Source organism: Pseudobutyrivibrio sp. JW11 (assembly GCF_900115355.1).
In the GTDB taxonomy this organism is placed as follows: domain Bacteria; phylum Bacillota; class Clostridia; order Lachnospirales; family Lachnospiraceae; genus Pseudobutyrivibrio; species Pseudobutyrivibrio ruminis.
The window spans coordinates 1-18,279 of sequence record NZ_FOWB01000010.1; the positions used below are offsets into that span (position 1 = coordinate 1).

16 protein-coding genes are annotated in these 18,279 nt (G+C 39.3%); 13 read left to right on the forward strand and 3 right to left on the reverse strand.

Annotated features, from left to right (window positions below; all coding sequences use genetic code 11):
• The 3 genes from BM102_RS09550 to BM102_RS09560 form a co-directional block, all read left to right on the forward strand.
• Nucleotides 1-290: transposase (locus BM102_RS09550; protein ID WP_177194950.1), on the forward strand; the 290-nt coding region annotated here is incomplete at its 5' end.
• A gap of 155 nt (nt 291-445) precedes the next feature.
• Nucleotides 446-928, forward strand: a complete 483-nt coding sequence (locus tag BM102_RS09555; RefSeq protein ID WP_090481442.1) for a GNAT family N-acetyltransferase — start codon at nt 446-448, stop codon at nt 926-928.
• Nucleotides 929-946: 18 nt separating this feature from the next.
• Nucleotides 947-1,822, forward strand: a complete 876-nt coding sequence (locus BM102_RS09560) for an aldose 1-epimerase family protein (RefSeq protein ID WP_242942927.1) — start codon at nt 947-949, stop codon at nt 1,820-1,822.
• Here the strand turns inward: BM102_RS09560 and BM102_RS09565 are convergent.
• Nucleotides 1,819-3,180, reverse strand: a complete 1,362-nt coding sequence (locus tag BM102_RS09565; protein ID WP_090481445.1) for an MATE family efflux transporter — start codon at nt 3,178-3,180, stop codon at nt 1,819-1,821. The two genes, BM102_RS09560 and BM102_RS09565, sit on opposite strands and share 4 nt — an antisense overlap.
• A 211-nt stretch (nt 3,181-3,391) precedes the next feature.
• Here BM102_RS09565 and BM102_RS09570 point away from each other — a divergent pair, with 211 nt between their 5' ends.
• Entirely contained in the window at nt 3,392-4,894 is a 1,503-nt protein-coding gene (locus BM102_RS09570; protein ID WP_330388616.1) for an alanine/glycine:cation symporter family protein, read from the forward strand.
• Between the two features lie 21 nt (nt 4,895-4,915).
• On the opposite strand, the gene BM102_RS09575 is transcribed toward BM102_RS09570, so the two are convergent.
• The gene (locus BM102_RS09575) at nt 4,916-5,560 is read right to left on the reverse strand and encodes a DUF4867 family protein (RefSeq protein ID WP_090481450.1); all 645 of its coding nucleotides are present in this window, start codon (nt 5,558-5,560) and stop codon (nt 4,916-4,918) included.
• Nucleotides 5,561-5,770: 210 nt separating this feature from the next.
• Between BM102_RS09575 and BM102_RS09580 the strand changes: the two genes are divergently transcribed.
• Nucleotides 5,771-7,255 (forward strand): DUF1846 domain-containing protein, encoded by a 1,485-nt coding sequence (locus BM102_RS09580; protein ID WP_090481451.1) that lies wholly within the window; start codon nt 5,771-5,773, stop codon nt 7,253-7,255.
• Between the two features lie 32 nt (nt 7,256-7,287).
• On the opposite strand, the gene BM102_RS09585 is transcribed toward BM102_RS09580, so the two are convergent.
• Complete coding sequence (locus BM102_RS09585) at nt 7,288-7,893, reverse strand: HAD family hydrolase (protein WP_044937450.1); 606 nt, start codon at nt 7,891-7,893, stop codon at nt 7,288-7,290.
• Between the two features lie 155 nt (nt 7,894-8,048).
• Here BM102_RS09585 and rsmH point away from each other — a divergent pair, with 155 nt between their 5' ends.
• The 8 genes from rsmH (at nt 8,049) to BM102_RS09625 (ending at nt 18,233) form a co-directional block, all read left to right on the forward strand.
• Nucleotides 8,049-9,092 (forward strand): 16S rRNA (cytosine(1402)-N(4))-methyltransferase RsmH, encoded by a 1,044-nt coding sequence (rsmH, locus tag BM102_RS09590; protein ID WP_090481454.1) that lies wholly within the window; start codon nt 8,049-8,051, stop codon nt 9,090-9,092.
• 16 nt (nt 9,093-9,108) lie between these two features.
• Complete coding sequence (locus BM102_RS09595; RefSeq protein ID WP_090481456.1) at nt 9,109-10,065, forward strand: Gfo/Idh/MocA family protein; 957 nt, start codon at nt 9,109-9,111, stop codon at nt 10,063-10,065.
• Nucleotides 10,066-10,159: 94 nt separating this feature from the next.
• Nucleotides 10,160-11,299: a GGDEF domain-containing protein gene (locus BM102_RS09600; protein WP_090481458.1), complete on the forward strand. Its 1,140-nt coding sequence runs from the start codon at nt 10,160-10,162 to the stop codon at nt 11,297-11,299.
• 78 nt (nt 11,300-11,377) lie between these two features.
• Complete coding sequence (locus BM102_RS09605; RefSeq protein WP_033153681.1) at nt 11,378-11,722, forward strand: helix-turn-helix domain-containing protein; 345 nt, start codon at nt 11,378-11,380, stop codon at nt 11,720-11,722.
• Between the two features lies 1 nt (nt 11,723).
• Nucleotides 11,724-12,830 carry a cation diffusion facilitator family transporter gene (locus BM102_RS09610; RefSeq protein ID WP_090481461.1) on the forward strand — a complete coding sequence of 369 codons (1,107 nt, stop codon included), beginning with the start codon at nt 11,724-11,726 and terminating at the stop codon, nt 12,828-12,830.
• A gap of 19 nt (nt 12,831-12,849) precedes the next feature.
• A complete protein-coding gene (locus BM102_RS09615) occupies nt 12,850-14,544 on the forward strand; it encodes a phospho-sugar mutase (RefSeq protein WP_044937465.1) in 1,695 nt (564 codons plus the stop codon).
• 136 nt (nt 14,545-14,680) lie between these two features.
• Nucleotides 14,681-15,382 carry an ABC transporter ATP-binding protein gene (locus tag BM102_RS09620; protein ID WP_033153693.1) on the forward strand — a complete coding sequence of 234 codons (702 nt, stop codon included), beginning with the start codon at nt 14,681-14,683 and terminating at the stop codon, nt 15,380-15,382.
• 25 nt (nt 15,383-15,407) lie between these two features.
• Nucleotides 15,408-18,233, forward strand: a complete 2,826-nt coding sequence (locus BM102_RS09625) for an ABC transporter permease (protein ID WP_090481464.1) — start codon at nt 15,408-15,410, stop codon at nt 18,231-18,233.
• Nucleotides 18,234-18,279 lie beyond the last annotated feature (46 nt).

Below are 18,279 nucleotides of genomic sequence, written 5' to 3' on the forward strand. Positions count from 1 at the left end.
TTTTGGATGAAGGATTTGAGGATAGTATAACAATCATGGCATTGCCTTCAAAATATCGTATCTCTTTAAGAACAAGTAACATCATCGAACGAGAAAACAGAGAAATAAGACGACGTGAAAAAGTAATACAAATCTTTCCTAACAGCGAATCAATCATTCGACTTATTGGAGCAATCCTCTACGATGATCACAATGACTGGAGCGTAGCTCAGAGGCTTTTTGACATGCAGGAGTACTACGATAACCTCAATAAAATACAAAAGGAGCTCATAAAAATGAGAGTGGCCTGAGGAATACTATTTTAACTGAAAGATGAATTTACACACAAATATGGACTTGACTTAGGATTTTGAAAATAGAATCAAAAAAGGAGTTCTTGAGTGATATTTCTTGCCTGAACAGACACAAAATGACATAATGTGTCTAGCAAGAAAGGGAGGCCAACATGAGAGTAATAGAAAAAGCTACAGCAAAAGACAAAGAGGAGATTCTTAAACTTTATAAATCCCAGCTTGGTAGGGAATATTGCCCTTGGAATGAGTACTATCCTACAATGGAAGAGATAGATTTTGATTTATCCAGGGATGCTTTGCTTGTAATGAGAGAAGAGGGCAAGATAATTGCTGCTATTTCAATAGATGACGATGATTTTGTTAACAATTTAGAGTGCTGGACAGATGAATTGCAGCCAGGTGGAGAGCTTTCAAGGCTTGCGGTTAGCCCGGATTGCCAGGGCAAAGGCTTAGCTAAAGAGATGATTGAAAAAGGCCTGGAAGAGCTAAAAAATAGAAGCTATAAGAGCCTTCATTTCCTAGTAAATAGGCATAATCTAAAAGCGCTTAAATGCTATTCAGCTTTTAAGTTTAATAAGGTTGGTGAATGTGAGTTGTACGAGCAACCAATGCTTTGCTATGAAATGGAACTATAATTGGAAGGACACGTTATTATGAACTACACATTAGAAAATGACAAAATTAAGCTTACAGTTGCTGAACATGGAGCTGAGATTAAATCACTTATTAGAAAAGCTGATGGGAAGGAGCTTATGTGGCAGGCAGATGCTGCATACTGGGGACGTACAGCACCAGTGCTTTTCCCACTTGTAGGAAACTACTATCAGAAAAAATCAGTATACAAGGGCCAGACATATGAAATGGGGCAGCACGGTTTTGCCAGAGATATGGATTTTATGCTTGGCAGACAGACTGAAAATGAGCTTGTTTTTTTACTTAAAGATAACGAAGTATCGAGAAAGAAATATCCATTTTCATTCCTACTTGTAATCACTTACAGATTGGAAAATGATACTGTAAATGTTGAATGGAAGGTTGAAAATCCAAACGAAGAAACTATGTACTTCTCGATTGGCGGACATCCAGCATTCAATTGCGATTTAGACACTTATACACTCCGATTCGAAAAAGACAATCAGCCTAATTCAAAGATTACCGCAAATATCATTGCAGATGATGGCAGTGGCTGCTTAGGAGATGAGCAGAAGCAGTTTTTACTTTCTAATGGAGTACTTGGAATGTCAGATGAGCTTTTTAGCAGAGACGCCCTTATCATTGAGGATAGACAATCAGACAAAGTGACACTTATTGATGACAAAGGTCAGGATGTAATAGCAGTTAAGTTTGATGCACCACTTTTTGGTGTATGGTCTCCAGTAGGAAAGCACGCACCATTTGTATGTATCGAGCCATGGTATGGACGATGCGATAGAGTTGGCTTCAATCAAAAATTAGAGGAACGTGAATACGGAAATACGTTAAGTATCACAGACATATTCCAGGTAAGCTTTGATATTCAGGTATTTTAAATAGATGAACCTGTCTCAATGGAAATCTTACTTCTAAAGTAGGTAAGATATCTAATCCATGCAGTAACGCCACTAATGAGCCAAACAACGCCTGAAGAAATCCAAATTCCTGCTTCGCCAAATCCCAGATAACTGCAGAATAGTGCAGGAATAGTGAAGCGACCGATGACCTCAACGATTCCATTGAACAATGAAAAGAAGGCATCGCCGATTCCAGTTAGGACACCGCGAATGACGTAAATCATTCCAAGTGCAAGGTAGAACAGGCTGGTAATTCGAAGGCCCATGGCACCAAGCGAGATGATGGCTTCATCCTCTACAAAAAGCCCAGCGATGGCGCGACCAAAGAACTGCATAATAAAAACTAAAAATATAGTCAGTATAATCATGATACGAATTCCAGAATAGTATCCTGATAGTACACGATCATTTTTCTTGGCACCGAAATTCTGCCCGCTAAAGGTAGAAATTGAGGTGCCAAGTGTTGTATATGGCTGATGTATTAATTGTTCAATTCTGTTTGTAGCAGTGAAAGCGGCAACCACGATAGTGCCGTAGGAGTTTACAATTCGCTGAACAGCCATTGATGATATAGCAATCAATCCAAACTGAATAGACATTGGTACACCAAGGCGAATAACCTTATAACACATCTGACGAGAAAGCTGAATATCATTACATGTAAAACGGAAATACGGATTAGTTCTATATGCATGAAGGCTGCAAAGAATAACTGATGTTAACTGGGAAAGGATAGTAGCAAGTGCTGCACCCTGAATTCCTTTATGAAGAACACACACCATAATGATATCCAGTGTGATATTTAAAACTATAGAAAATATCAGGAAATACAAAGGTGTCTTAGAATCTCCAAGAGCTCTAAGCATAGAGGATAGAAAATTATATAAAGAAACAAAAAGCAAACCTACACACATATAGCGAGTGTAGGAAATGGCATCAAAAAGAATATTTTCAGGTGTGCTTAGAATTCGTAAAAATTGAGGAACAAAAATAAAGCCCAAAGTACCTATTACAAGTGGCACGATAAGCATAATCAATGCAGTATTAACAATACATTTTTTTACATTGGCATCTTCGTGTGCACCATAAAATTGGGAAACAACAATTCCGCCGCCTCCGCCTATTCCGTTACACAAGGCAAAAAATAGAAATGTGATAGAACTGGTGGCACCGATAGCAGCGAAAGCGTTTGCACCTACAAATCGGCCAACGATGATAGAATCTGCAAGGTTGTATATTTGCTGAAAGATATTGCCAATAAGGGTTGGAAGGGCGAATAACAGAAGATGTTTAGTTGGGTTCCCTTGGGTCATATCTGTAATATTCTTGCTTGTCATATGTCGTTCTCCTTATGGCACTTTTCCCACATTATATCTGCATTTCTAGGGTATGTCTTAGCAATAATTGCTAACAAAATAATAAGAATAAAAAAATACTTTACTTTAGCTTGGTGAAGCGTTAGAATATATCTAAAATTGTCTTGCGTGGAAGGACAAATGTCCGCGCAAGACGCAACTAGCCAAATAAGATGTAAAGGGAGATATGCCTGTGGAAAGAGTTTTATCAATCGTAGAAAAGGTTAATAGTGCAGTAAATGGATTCGTATGGGGCTTGCCAATGCTCATTCTTTTAGTGGGTACCGGTATTTTGATGACTTGCCTGACCAAGTTTTTCCAGATTACTCACATCAAGCATTGGATAAAGAATACTATCGGTGGTATTTTCAAGGACTCACATGTTACAGCACACACAGATAAAGAGGATACTCAGATTTCTCAGTTCCAAAGTCTTTGTACAGCACTTGCAGCTACAATCGGAACAGGTAATATTGCTGGTGTTGCAGCGGCTATCGCATCTGGTGGTCCTGGTGCAATCTTCTGGATGTGGATTGTTGCATTCTTTGGAATGATGACAAACTTCTCAGAAAATGTGTTGGGTATTTATTATCGAAGAAGAAATGAGAGAAATGAGTGGTGCGGTGGCGCCATGTATTATCTGAGAGATGGTCTTGGTTCTAAGAAGGGAATGAGACATGTAGGTTCTGGGCTTGCAGTATTGTTTAGTGTTTTCTGCATCGGCGCATCATTTGGTATTGGAAACATGGGCCAGGTAAATTCAATTGCAGTAAACATCAAATCAGCCTTTGGAATCCCAGCTATTGCAACTGGTATCTTCCTTATGATTCTTGGCGGTCTTGTTATTGTTGGCGGTCTTAAGAGAATCGCATCAGTTACAGAAAAACTAGTGCCTTTCATGGCAGTTATTTATTTGATTTGTGCCCTAATCGTTTGTATTGTCCATATTGATCAGGCAGGAGCAGTTTTCACTTCTATTTTAAAGGGAGCCTTTGGTATGTGTGCTGTTGGCGGCGGTATTGTAGGTAGTGGTGTTGCCATGGCTGTTCAGTGGGGTATGAAGCGAGGAGTATTTTCCAACGAAGCAGGTCTTGGTTCATCTGTAATGGTTCATTCCAGCTCGAATGTTAGAGAGCCAGTAGTTCAGGGAATGTGGGGTATCTTCGAGGTATTTGCAGATACAATTATCGTATGTACGATTACCGCATTTACGGTTCTTTCAAGTGGACTTGTAGATTTGGAAACAGGAGCAGTTATTTCAGAACAGGTATCCACAGCCCTTGTTGCAGAGGCGTTCTCTACTGTATTTGGTAAGTTTGGATACGGCTTTATCGCAATTGCGATTTTGCTTTTTGCTTTCTCAACAACACTTGGCTGGAGCCAGTATGGTAGCAAGGGATTTGAATACCTATTTGGTAGAAAAAATGTAAAGATTTATCAGGTGATTTTCGTAGCTTTTATCGTAGTAGGAGCTACTATGGATTTGAGCCTTGCCTGGGATATTTCAGATACCCTCAATGGTATGATGGCTATTCCAAACCTTATCGGTGTGCTTGCACTTAGCGGAACAGTTATGAAGATTACTCAAAACTATGTTCAAAGAAAGATTCTTCATAAGGATGTAAAGCCTATGCTTTCGGCATTGGATCATATTCAGATAGTTCATGAAGAAGAGATAAAAAAAATGGCGGTTTAAACCGCCATTTTTTTTGTTTCATTATTTAATATCATTCACAATGTCGATGTTTTCGCCTGTAATTCCTACCCATGCGCCATCCTTTGCTTCAGAGCTTTCAGCGTGAGCAAGAAGCCATTTGTTTGTAGCTGTCAAAAGAGTATCTTCCTTATTGTCAGCAGTAAACTCTGGCTTGCCAACATTTGTGCCCTTTGGAAGGCCAACTAAAACCTGGAAACCAGAATCCTTGTGAGCCTGGCATGGAGCGTAGTGAAGAGCAGTTGCATAAACTTCAATCATCACTCCCTTTGGACATAAGAAAGCCTTTACTTTGCTTGAATCAAGCTTGTAATCTACGATTTCTTCTCTCTTTGCAAGAAGAAGGATGAAATCTGTAGCCCCCATATTGATTTCACTTGAGCGGTGATACTCGAGGCAGTGGAGCTTTGTGTTGTGACCATTGCACCAGCCAAACTGCATTGGCGAGCCACCAAAGAGCGAGTTAGAAATCTTGTCTGCAGCAGCTAAGCTCTGGAGAGCTGGTTCCTCGGCAACGTACTCTGTGCCCTCTGGAATAGGAGTGTTGTCTCTTAAAGCCTCCATGATGGCTTTCTTTTCTGCGTCATATCCTTCGATGATTCGACCATAATTGGTAAACTCTGGATCTGTTACTTTTAAAATTTCCATAATTATCCTCCTAGTACATTATTTACCTTAAATCCTAATAAAATACTATAACGAGCAGATTGTTTTGTCGTAGCAATTATTTAACTATTAGTGGCTAAAAATTGATTTGTTTTACACCAAAAATATTGGATTAAAAGCCCATCCATGATAAACTTATAGCCATTAAAAGATATATTTCAATCATTTGATTTTATTTAGAAGAAGGAAAACATGAGAAAATTAGGATTCAGTAACGAAAAGTACACAGAGATGCAATCTAAAAGAATTAGAGAGCGCATCGATCAATTTGGTGGAAAGCTTTATCTTGAGTTTGGTGGAAAGCTTTTTGATGATTACCATGCATCAAGAGTTTTGCCAGGATTTAAGCCAGATGCAAAAATCACTATGCTCAAGGAGCTTGCAGACAAAACAGAAATCGTAATCGCTATCAAGGCTGGCGATATCGAGAAAAACAAGGTTCGTGGAGATATCGGTATCACTTATGATATGGACCTACTTAGACTTATCGATGCTTTTACAAGCTATGGCCTTTACGTAGGTTCTGTTGTTCTTACTCAGTTTGCAGAGCAGCCATCAGCAGTAGCATACGAGAAAAAGCTTAAGGCTCTCGGTCTTAAGGTATTCAGACATTACATCATTCCAGGTTACCCATCAAACATTCCATTTATCGTATCTGATGAGGGATTTGGAAAGAATGATTACATCGAAACAACTCGTCCACTTGTAGTTGTTACTGCACCTGGTCCAGGAAGTGGAAAGATGGCAACATGCCTTTCTCAGCTTTACCATGAGTCAAAGCGTGGCGTAAAGGCAGGATATGCTAAGTTCGAAACATTCCCAATCTGGAATTTACCACTTAATCATCCTGTAAACCTTGCATACGAGGCAGCAACAGCAGATTTGAATGATGTCAACATGATTGACCCATTCCATCTTGAGGCATATGGCGAGACTGTTGTTAACTACAACCGTGATGTTGAGGTTTTCCCTGTTCTTAAGGCAATGTTCGAGAAGATTTCTGGGGAATCTCCATACAAGTCACCTACAGACATGGGTGTAAACATGGCAGGAAATGCAATTGTTGATGATGATGTTTGTAGAAATGCATCAAATCAGGAAATCATCCGTCGTTACTATGAGGCCGTAGTTGCTAAGCGCAAGGGCGATGGAAGTGATTCAGCTATTCAGAAGCTTGAGCTTTTAATGGAAAAGGCAGGCATTTCTGTATCAGATAGACCAGTTGTATCAGCTGCAAACATCAAGGCAGATCAGACTGGAGTACCATGTGCAGCTATGGAGCTTCCTGATGGTCAGATTATCACAGGTAAGACTTCTCAGATGCTTGGTGCCTCATCAGCTATGATGCTTAATGCGTTAAAGCATTTAGCAGGCATCCCTGATGAGATTAAGCTTATTTCACCTGAGATTCTTACACCAATTATGAATCTTAAGACAAAGCATTTAGGTGACCACAATCCACACCTTCATTTGAATGAGCTTCTTATTGCTCTTTCAATGGAATCAATCAGCAACGAAAATGCAAAGAAGGCATATGATTGCATTCCAATGATGGAAGGTGCAGAGGTACATTCATCAGTTATTCTTTCTTCTGTAGACGTAGGTGTATTTAAGCAGCTTGGGGTTCACCTTACATGTGAGCCACGTTACGAGGGTAACAAGCTTTATCACAGCTAATTAATAATTAAATATAAAAAATAGAAGCTCTTTTATTGCAAAAGAGCTTCTAATTCTTTAAGGGCAATTTCGTGATTCTTGTCCTTTGCCCATACGGCATTCAAACCGCATTCTCTGGCAGCGATTACGTTTGGTTCGCTGTCATCAATAAATACGCATTCCTCAGGAACTAAATTATATTTTTCGATTATACGATTATATATGGCATGATCTGGCTTGATAAGCTTTTCTTCATATGAGAACACGCCGCCATCAAGCATTGGAAGGAAATCAAGTTGTTTGAGAGCGCCTTCCCTCATGTGAGAAGACCAGTTTGAAAGGTAAAGCAGCTGATATCCGCGATTTTTTAAATCGCGAATCCAATCCTTTGCAAAGTCGTACTGCCAAAGAGCATCACCAGCAGTCTCCCAAAAGTGAATGATTTCATCCTTTATATCAGGGGCATCCTTGATAAAAGAGGCTACTAATTCGTCATTTGTAAGAACGCCTCTGTCAACCTCAGCCCATTTCTCACCAAAGACATTAGCCTTGATTCGCTCAACTAGCTCAGCATCGTTATTAAATTCCTTCATCATATATGCAGTCCAATCGTATCCGATAAGGACTCCGCCAATATCAAAAATAATAGTTTTTATCATGATAATCCCCTTTACATGTAAGCCTAAATTTAAACGTCAGCTTATAGTTTAGCAAAACTGTTGTAGAACTTTCAATCCTATTGATACTGTTTGAGGCCTTATATTATAATTTAATAGATCTGTTAAATAAGAAAAAATTAGAAATATGGAGAAATATGGAAGAGAAAAAGCATAAACGTCGAGTTCATTACTCAGGAAAATATCCAAAGAAATTTGAGGAAAAATATAAGGAACATAATCCTGAAAAATATGCAGATACAATTGAGCATGTAATCAGCAAGGGCTCAACACCTGCTGGTATGCATATTTCTATTATGGTGCAGGAGATTCTTGATTTCTTGCAGATACAGCCAGGGCAGCAGGGCTTGGATTGCACCCTTGGATATGGTGGACACACCAGAAAGATGCTGGAGCAGCTTCAGGGGCAGGGCATTATGTACGGTTTGGATGTAGATCCAATCGAATCTGCCAAAACAGTAGAACGCTTGCGCACCGCCGGTTTCGGAGAGGACAATTTCCAGTTTAGACTTATCAATTTTGCAAACATAGATAAAGTTGCCGAAGAGGCAGGCAAGTTTGATTTTGTTCTTGCGGATTTAGGTGTATCCTCAATGCAGATTGATAATCCTGAGCGTGGCTTTTCATATAAGATAGATGGCCCATTGGATTTAAGACTAGATCCAGATCATGGTGAGAGTGCAGCAGAACGTCTTCACAATATCACAGAGGAAGAATTTGTTGGAATGATGATAGAAAATTCTGATGAGCCATACGCTGAGGAAATCGCACACAAGGTGTTTACACTTATGGCAAAAGGAAATCCTATGGACACCACCACAGCCCTTCGAGAGGCAATTGCAGAGGCACTTTGGAAGGTGCCAAAGGATGAGAAGGACCAGGCTATTAAAAAGAGCTGTGCCAGAGTATTCCAGGCACTTCGTATAGACGTTAATAGCGAGTTTGAAGTGTTATACTCATTCCTTGAAAAGCTACCAGGGATTTTAAAGCCAGGTGGCAGAGTTGCCATCCTTACCTTCCATTCAGGAGAGGATAGGCTAGTAAAGAAATCATTTAAGGAATTGAAAAAAGCGGGAGTTTATGCTGATGTTTCTTCAGATGTGATACGTCCATCGGCGGAGGAATGCAGAATCAATCCTAGAAGTAAATCTACCAAGATGAGATGGGCAATAAAACAGTAAGAAAGCGAGGAGAATAATGGTTTTAGGAATAGCAGGAAACGGTGTTATTGTTGGGGAAGTGCTTTCGTTTATTGACGAGATTGAGTTTGAAAAGATTTATATCTGTGGCAGAGAGAAAAGCAAAGATAAGCTGGATGCCATGGCAGCAAAATATCATTTAGATACCGTATTTACGGACTATGATGAAATGCTTAAGTCTGACGTTGACGTTGTATACGTAGGTGTACTTAATGATTTGCATTATGAATACACAAAGAGAGCACTTCAGGCTAAAAAGCATGTAATCTGCGAAAAGCCTGTTACAAAGAGTCTTGCTGAATTCCAGGAGCTTGTGGAGTTAGCAAAGGCCAATAATGTTATGTATTTTGAGGCTATGAGCATCTATCATATGCCAGCCTACAAGCAGTTACAGCAGGATGTTAAGCTTGTTGGAGATTTAAAGCTATGCGTATTCAACTACAGCCAGATGTCCAGCAGATACAGCAAGTTCCATAGCGGTGAAATGGTGCCAGCGGTATTTGACCCGGCCCATAACGGCGGTGCTCTTCGCGATTTAAATGTTTACAATATATCTGCAATGGTTGGTCTATTTGGAGAGCCTGATTCTGTAAGATATGATGCAAACATGGAGAAGGGCATAGATACAAGCGGCGTACTCACTGCAGACTATGGCGATTTCAAGGTTCTTTGCATTGGAGCAAAGGATTGTGTGGCACCTGGTCCATCTACAATCCAGGGTGTTGATGCAACAATCTGCATTTACCCTCATGTAAATGGCATGACAGAATACGACGTCCTTTTCAATGATGCTGATACAGAAACAAAAGAGGTTTCGTTGTCTGATGGAAGTCATAGACTTTACTTTGAATTTGCAGAGTTCAAGCGTATCATTCAGGAAAAGGATTTTGAAGCTAATGAAAAATTGCTTAAATACAGTGCTCAGGTAATGAGCATTATCGACAAAACGAATTAATAATTCACAGTTTTACACAATTAATATGCTAAAATAAACGGAGTGTTTGTTTTAGCATATTTTATCTTTAAAGATTAATTATGAAAGGCTTTTTATGGTAGAGGCTGAGAGCTGGGTTATACTTAATTTTTTTACATCATTTTTATTAATATTATTGCTGATATTTCAAAATCAGATTTCCAGGTTGCAGAAAGGGCGCAAGTATTCGGCAATCCTTGTATGCACGCTGATTTTGTTACTATCTGAAACTATTGGTCGTATAGGTGAGATGTATCCAGACAAGTATTTATTCTTGGGATACATTGGGTACTTTTTAATCTTCCTATTAGATCCATTTGATATATTGTATGCTCTGTATTATCTGGATTGCTGGATGGATGATGAGGATTTAAAGCATAGACGTCCAATCAGATACTGCTTCGAACTGTTTGCAGTTTTGAATATGGTATTCGTTTCAATATCAGCGTTGTTCGGGCTGAAATGGTTTTTCTATTTTGAAAATGGTATTTACTATCGCGGTCCATTTTTCTTTATAAGAGCAGGATTCATGCTGTTGTTTATTTTCATGCTACTTGTTTATGCACTTGTATTTAATAAACACATCATGAGTGAATATAAGGCAGCAGTATTGTTTTTGCCGGCATTATCATTAATTGGGGCACTGCTACAAATATTTATTGCCAATATTGACTGCACATACGCAGGTATATCTTTGGGATGTTTGATTGTCTTTTTCTACTATCAAAGTAGAGACGTAAATATCGACTATCTAACCGGTGTACTAAACCGAAGAGGGCTGGATATCAAAATGCAGGACATGGTTAAAAGTTCTATTTCCAGTGGAAAAGACTTTACTGCAATCATGATGGATGTTGATAATTTCAAGGATATTAATGACAGTATGGGCCATGAGGAAGGGGATAAGGCAATCAAAATTATTGCTGATATTCTTGTAGATACCTTCGGAAGAGCAGCAGCTATCGGTCGTTTTGGGGGAGATGAGTTCTGTGTTATTACTGATGAATTGGACATGAAGCAGATAAACGAAAAGATAGATGAGGTGAGAGATTACGTTGCAAAGCAGAGTGCTCGCAATAATTGGCCTCAAGGAGTTGACATAAGCTGTGGATTCCAAAGCTATAATCATGACAGCAGTCTTACTGCAAAACAGTTTCAAGAACTTATAGACAAGCTGATGTATGTGGAAAAACAGTCACATCACCAGTTGTCTTGAGGATAAAGTTATATTGTGTTATCGTATATACAATAGAGTTATTAACGCGGGATTTTACAGTTATGGAGGGGTATTAGGATGATTATTAGTGAACGTATCTTTAAGTTGATGGATGAAAAGGGTGTTTCTCAGCTTCAGTTAGCTGAAAAGACTGGTATTGCACAAAGTACTATCAGCGATTGGAAGAGAAAGAAAACAAATCCATCGTCAGACAAGATTATGGCAATCTGCGACGTACTTGATGTTTCACCTTTTGAGTTACTTCAGGACACAATTCCTTCTAAAGGTGCAGGAGAGGTAGATTTCCTCATCGCCAGCGAAGGAACTGCTGAATATGCTGTACTCAAAAAGATGGAAAAGCTCAACAAGAAAACAAAAGAAGAGCTTACAAATTATGTTAAGGGATTAAGGAATAAGAAATAAAATGGACAGAAATAAAAAGATCATTCAAACCAGTTTGATTGGTATTGTTGCCAATTGCTTTTTGGCAGGATTTAAAGCGTTTGTTGGTCTTGTTACAGGATCAATTGCAATTGTCCTTGATGCAGTAAATAACTTAAGTGATGCCTTATCATCGGTAATTACTATTGTCGGTACAAGAATTGCCAATAAGGCTCCAGATAAAAAGCATCCCCTTGGACATGGCAGAGTTGAGTATATCACTGCTGCTATCATTGCAATTATCATTTCATATGCAGGTATTACATCACTGGTTGAATCAATTAAAAAGATAATTGAGCCACAGTACCCAGAATACAATACAGCAAGCCTTGTTATTGTGGCTGTTGCTGTAGTTGTAAAGATTGTGCTTGGAACATATGTTAAAAAAGTGGGAGAGAGTGTTAATTCAGGTTCACTTATTGCATCTGGTGAGGATGCAAAGCTGGATTCGGTTATCTCTGCAACAACACTTGTAGCTGCAATCATTTTTATTGTATTTGGTATAAGTCTTGAGGCTTGGCTTGGTGCCCTCATCTCAATCATCATTATCAAATCAGGCTACGATATGATTTCAGAAACAATCTCACAGATTCTTGGAGAACGTGTAGAAATGCAGCTTTCTCATGATGTAAAGAGAGCTGTTGTCAGCTTTGACGAGGTGCTAGGGGCATACGACCTTAGCTTACACAATTATGGACCAAACCGTTACGTTGGTTCGATACATATTGAGGTTGATGAGGATATGGGAATGGCTCATCTTGATCAGCTTCAAAGACAAATCTTTCATAAGGTATATCAGGAGACGGGTGTTGGCCTTGAAGGAATCGGCATCTACTGCAAAAACAAAAAGGATTCTCCAGCTGATATACTAAGAAAAGAGCTTTCAAAGTTTGTGAAGACATTCGATTATGTTAAGCAGATTCATGGTTTCTACTATGATGAAGCAAATCAGAATGTTAACTTCGATGTGGTTATTAGCTTCGATGACCCAAATAGAAAAAAGACTTTTGAAAGTATTAATAATGCACTTAAGGAAAAATATCCACAATATACATTTAATCTTAGCTTGGACATCGACTTAAGTGATTAATTTAGTTTTAGGAGGAATTATGGATTATAAAGCACGTTACAATGAATGGCTTGAAAAGCTTTCAGATACAGATCCATTAAAATCAGAGCTTCAGGGAATTGCTGGAGATGAAAAGGAAATAGAGGATAGATTCTACCAGGATCTTTCTTTTGGTACAGCTGGACTTCGTGGTAAGGTTGGCGCAGGTACTAATAGAATGAACTTCTTTACTGTTGGTAAGGCTACACAGGGTGTTGCTGATTTTATCATTTCAAAGGGTAAAGAAGCCTGCGAAAAGGGTGTTGTTATTGCACACGACCCACGTCATTTTTCAAAGGAGTTTTCTCAGCTTGCAGCTGGTATTTTTGCAGCAAATGGAATCAAGGTTTATGTATTCCCAGATCTTAGACCTACACCAGAGCTTGCATTTATGATTAGACGTCTTGGTACAGTTTCAGGTATCAACATCACAGCAAGCCACAACCCTAGAGAATACAATGGTTACAAGGCATATTGGGATGATGGATGTCAGGTTTCATCTGAAATTGCAGATGGTATGACAGAGTGCATCAATGCTGTAGATATTTGGACAGGCATCAAGAAATCAGATTTTGAGCAGGGCGTTAAGGATGGCAAAATCATCGTTTTAGGTGCAGAATATGACAGAGAGTACCTTGATAAGATTGAAGCTTTAGCTATTCATGAAGGTGATGAGCTTGATCTTTCTATTCCTCTTGTTTACACACCACTTAACGGATGTGGCTCAATTCCATTCAGACAGATGCTTAACGATAGAGGCTTCTCAAACTGGACAATCGTTCCAGAGCAGGAGAATCCAGATCCTAACTTTACAACAGTTGGATATCCAAACCCAGAGGATCCAAAGGCATTTAAGCTTTCTGAGGAGTATGGACGTAAGTTTGGAGCAGAGCTTCTTATGGCTACTGATCCTGATGCAGATAGATTTGCTATTGAGATTCGTGATAGCGAGGGCAACTATGTACCTCTTAACGGTAACCAGACAGGATACCTTCTTGTTAATTATGTTCTTGAGGGACACAAGGATGCCGGCACACTTCCAGCAAAGGGAGCTATGGTTAAGTCTATCGTTACATCAACACTTTCTACTATCATGGCAAAGGCTTATGGCGTAGAAATGTTTGAAACTCTTACTGGTTTCAAGAACATTTGTGGAAAGATTCCTTATCTTCACGAGAACGGATACAAGTATCTCTTTGGATATGAGGAGTCTGTAGGATATGCTATCTGCGAAGATATTCGCGATAAGGATGGTATCTCAGCTGGTATGATGGTTGCAGAGGCAGCTGCATACTATCGCAAGCAGGGCAAGACTCTTTGGGATGTTCTTCAGGAAATCTACGCTAAGTATGGTTACTTCGCAGAGGATGAACCAAACATCATCCTTGAGGGAATTCCTGGTGCACAGCGTATTCAGCGTATGATGAAGTGGTTCCGCGAGAACCTTCCTACAGAAGTAGCTGGTGCAAAGGTTGAAAAGGTTATTGATTACATCAATGGATACGAGGATATCCCACCACAGAATGCAATCCGCCTTTTCTTAGACAATGGCTCATGGTTTGCAATTCGCCCATCAGGTACAGAACCAAAGATTAAGTTCTACTTCTATTCAAACCAGGATAGCAGAGAGAACGCACTTAAAGTAAACGGACAAATCAAGGACGAAATCTTCGCTCTTATTAATTCCGTAGAATAACAGCAATTACATAAGGATTTATAAAGGGAGCTTGGCTTTATGGCTAAGTTCCTTTTTTGTTTCGCTAATAAGACACACTTTTATGGTAGCATGGTTATACTACCCACCAAAGGTGCATTTAGGCGGAGGTATTTTCATGAGTTTTGTAGAGTTTAAGAATGTTGGAAAGATATATAAGACTGGAGAGGTGAAGATAGAGGCTCTCCACGATGTTAATTTTGAAATAGAGGAGGGAGAGTTCTGCATCATTGTAGGGGCTTCCGGCGCAGGTAAGACTACGATTTTGAATATCCTGGGTGGAATGGATACTCTTACATCGGGAGGTGTTTATCTGGCAGACAGAGACGTGTCTGGATATTCACCTAGGGAGCTGACTAGTTATCGTAGATATGATGTGGGATTTGTTTTTCAGTTCTACAACCTGGTTGGAAATCTTACAGCAAAGGAAAATGTAGAGCTGGCTGCCCAGATTTGTAATGATCCAATTCCGGCGGAAGAGATTTTAACTCAGGTGGGGTTGGCAGATAGAATGAATAACTTCCCAGCTCAGCTTTCCGGTGGTGAGCAACAGCGAGTTGCCATAGCAAGAGCTCTTGCAAAGAACCCTAAGCTTTTGCTTTGTGACGAACCAACTGGTGCCTTGGATGATGCTACAGGTAGAGCGGTTCTAAAGCTTTTGCAGGATACTTGCAAGAAGAAGGGCAAAACAGTTGTGGTAATTACTCATAATCATGCCCTTACAGGAATGGCGGATAGAGTTATTTCTGTTAAATCAGGCACGGTTGTTGATATTACTTTGAATGAACATCCTAAGAGTGTGGACGAGATAGTTTACTAGTGGTTATTTGTTTTGGAGAAGATAAATGCTAGCAAAATCAAGTTTTAGAGAAATAAAAGAGACCATAGGTCGATATATCGCTCTTGTTCTTATCATTGCCCTTGGTGTTGGATTCTTTTCGGGACTGAAGGTAACGGATCCTGCTATGCGTCAGGCTATGCAACAGTACTTTAAGGATACCAGCTTCTATGACTATAGATTGATATCAACATTGGGATTTGAAGAGGAAGACGTAGAGTATGTGGCAGAGAATGTCAGTGCAAGGGACGTAGAAGGGTCGATTTCCTTTGACGTTTTGGCTGACTATGCAGATTCATCACATGCCATTAAAGCTATTAGCATTCCAACTAACGTAAATACCATAGTATTGGAGTCAGGCAGATTGCCAGAGAGCGATGATGAGTGTCTTGTAGATTCATATTTGTTTGATGCATCCACAATCGGAAATACAATAAAAATATCCAGCAATAATGAAAAAGAGGATAGAGAAAACTTTAAATACAGCCAGTACACAATTGTCGGTACAGTGAAATCCCCATTATACATTCAATATGAACGTGGTAGCACAACCCTTGGAAGTGGTGTGCTAGACGGTTATATCTATATAAATAAAGGTGGATTTGATGTAGAGTATTACACCGACATTTATGTGAAGCTTGATAGCGACTTGGAAATCTATTCTGATGAATATAAGAATCTTATTGATGAAAAAGAGGATGAGGTCCAGAAGGCTCTTGATGAGGCTGCTGATAATAGATACGATCGAATAATAGCAGATGCGTATGATGAGCTGAACGAAGCTAAGGAAGAATTTGAAACCAGCAAAGCAGATGGCGCTTCAGAATTGGAGGATGCCAAAGAAGAGCTTGATAGCGCAAAGAAGCAATTAGATTCGGCAAAAGCACAGATTGAAGAATATGAGGCTCAGGAAAGTCAGTTGAAATCTATGCTTGATTTACTTTTGCTTGACCCAACTCAACAGGAGGCGGCAGGAGAGCTTAGCGTACAGCTTTATACTCTTCAGGTGGGACTTGAAACAGCAAAAACTGAGTATGCAAATGGTCTTGCAGAATATAATGAGGGTCTTGCTGAATATGAAGAAGGCCTGGAGGAATACAATACAAAGATTGCAGATGCGGAGGCTGAGATAGCAGATGCAGAATCTGAAATTGAGGACATAGAGGAAGCCAACACATATCTTTTGATGCGAGACAGCAATGTGGGATATGTTTGTTTTGAAAGTGATTCTACGATTGTAGGAGCTATAGCTAACGTATTTCCGGTTTTCTTCTTCTTGGTTGCGGCGCTTGTATTTATGACCACCATGAACAGAATGGTTGAGGACCAGCGAACCCAAATTGGTGTTTTAAAGGCTTTAGGATATAGCAACGGAAGCATCATGGGAAAGTTTGTATTTTATTCTGGTTCAGCTGCATTTATAGGAACAGCATTAGGCTTTGTGGCCGGAACAATTGCATTTCCTAAGGCTATTTGGTTTGCCTACAAGATGATGTACAACACATCAGAAATTACATATTTCTTTAGCCCGGCTATGTTGATAATCAGTTTTGTTGTAGCTTTTGTATGTTCTGTTGGAGTTACATTCATTTCCTGCAGGTATGAAATGGGAGAGATGGCTGCATCACTTATGCGTCCAAAGGCTCCAAAGGCAGGCAAGCGTATCTTCCTAGAGTATATACCATGGTTCTGGAACAGGCTTAAGTTCTTGAAGAAGGTCAGCCTTCGTAATATTTTCCGTTATAAAGGCAGATTATTCATGATGGTTCTTGGAATTGGCGGATGTACAGCACTGCTTGTGGCAGGATTTGGTATTTATGATTCTATTGCAGACATTGCTGTAAATCAGTTTACGAATATATCTAAGTACGATATGGATATTACCCTAAAAGATGGTGCCAAAGATACAGTAGCACCACTTGAAAACATGGGATATACGGTAGATGATTATTTGCTTTACTATCACACTTCCGTGGATTTAAAGGCAGGTAAGCATACCAAGAATGTATACTTAAATGTATATGATAACGATGCGAATATAGATTACTTCTATGATATGCATGATGGTTCAGAGGAGCATATTGTATTTGCGGATTTAAAGGATGATGAGATAATCGTCAACAAGGGACTCAGTGACCGATATGGTATAAAAGTTGGTGATAAAGTAACCATATCATCTGATTCTATGAATGCTACCACTTTTAAGGTGGCAGCCATAAACGAAAACTTCATATACAACTATGTATATCTAACAACTAGCGGATATGAATCAAACATTGGAACACTTCCAGAAAAGAAGAACGTGTACTTGAATATCAAAGAGGATGAGGATGCTCATTCAGTTGGCGCTGAGCTTATGAATAATAAGAGCATTTCTGTGGTTTCCGCTACTATTGATACCTTGGATCGAGTAGACAGTATGATGAAGAGCTTGAACATCATAGTTTATCTTGTAATAGGAAGTGCAATGGCTCTTGCAGCAGTTGTTGTTTACAATCTAACAAACATTAACATTGCTGAGCGAGTAAGAGAAATTGCTACGGTAAAGGTGCTGGGATTCTACAAGGAAGAGACTAGTGCCTATGTATTTAGAGAAAACATACTTCTAGCAATAATGGGAGCTGCAGTGGGACTTGTTTTAGGTAAGATTCTCCATGCTTTTGTTATGAGCGAGATAGTGGTTGATTTGATTACCTTTGATGTTAGAGTCACTGCTCTTAGCTACATATTGGCCTTTGTTTTAACGGTATTATTTACATTTATTATTAATCTGTTAATGGGCAAAAAGCTTGACGAAATCAGCATGACAGAATCTCTTAAAGCAGTAGAGTAATTTACAGAAATTACTAGCATTTAATGCTTTACTGTGCTACAGTATG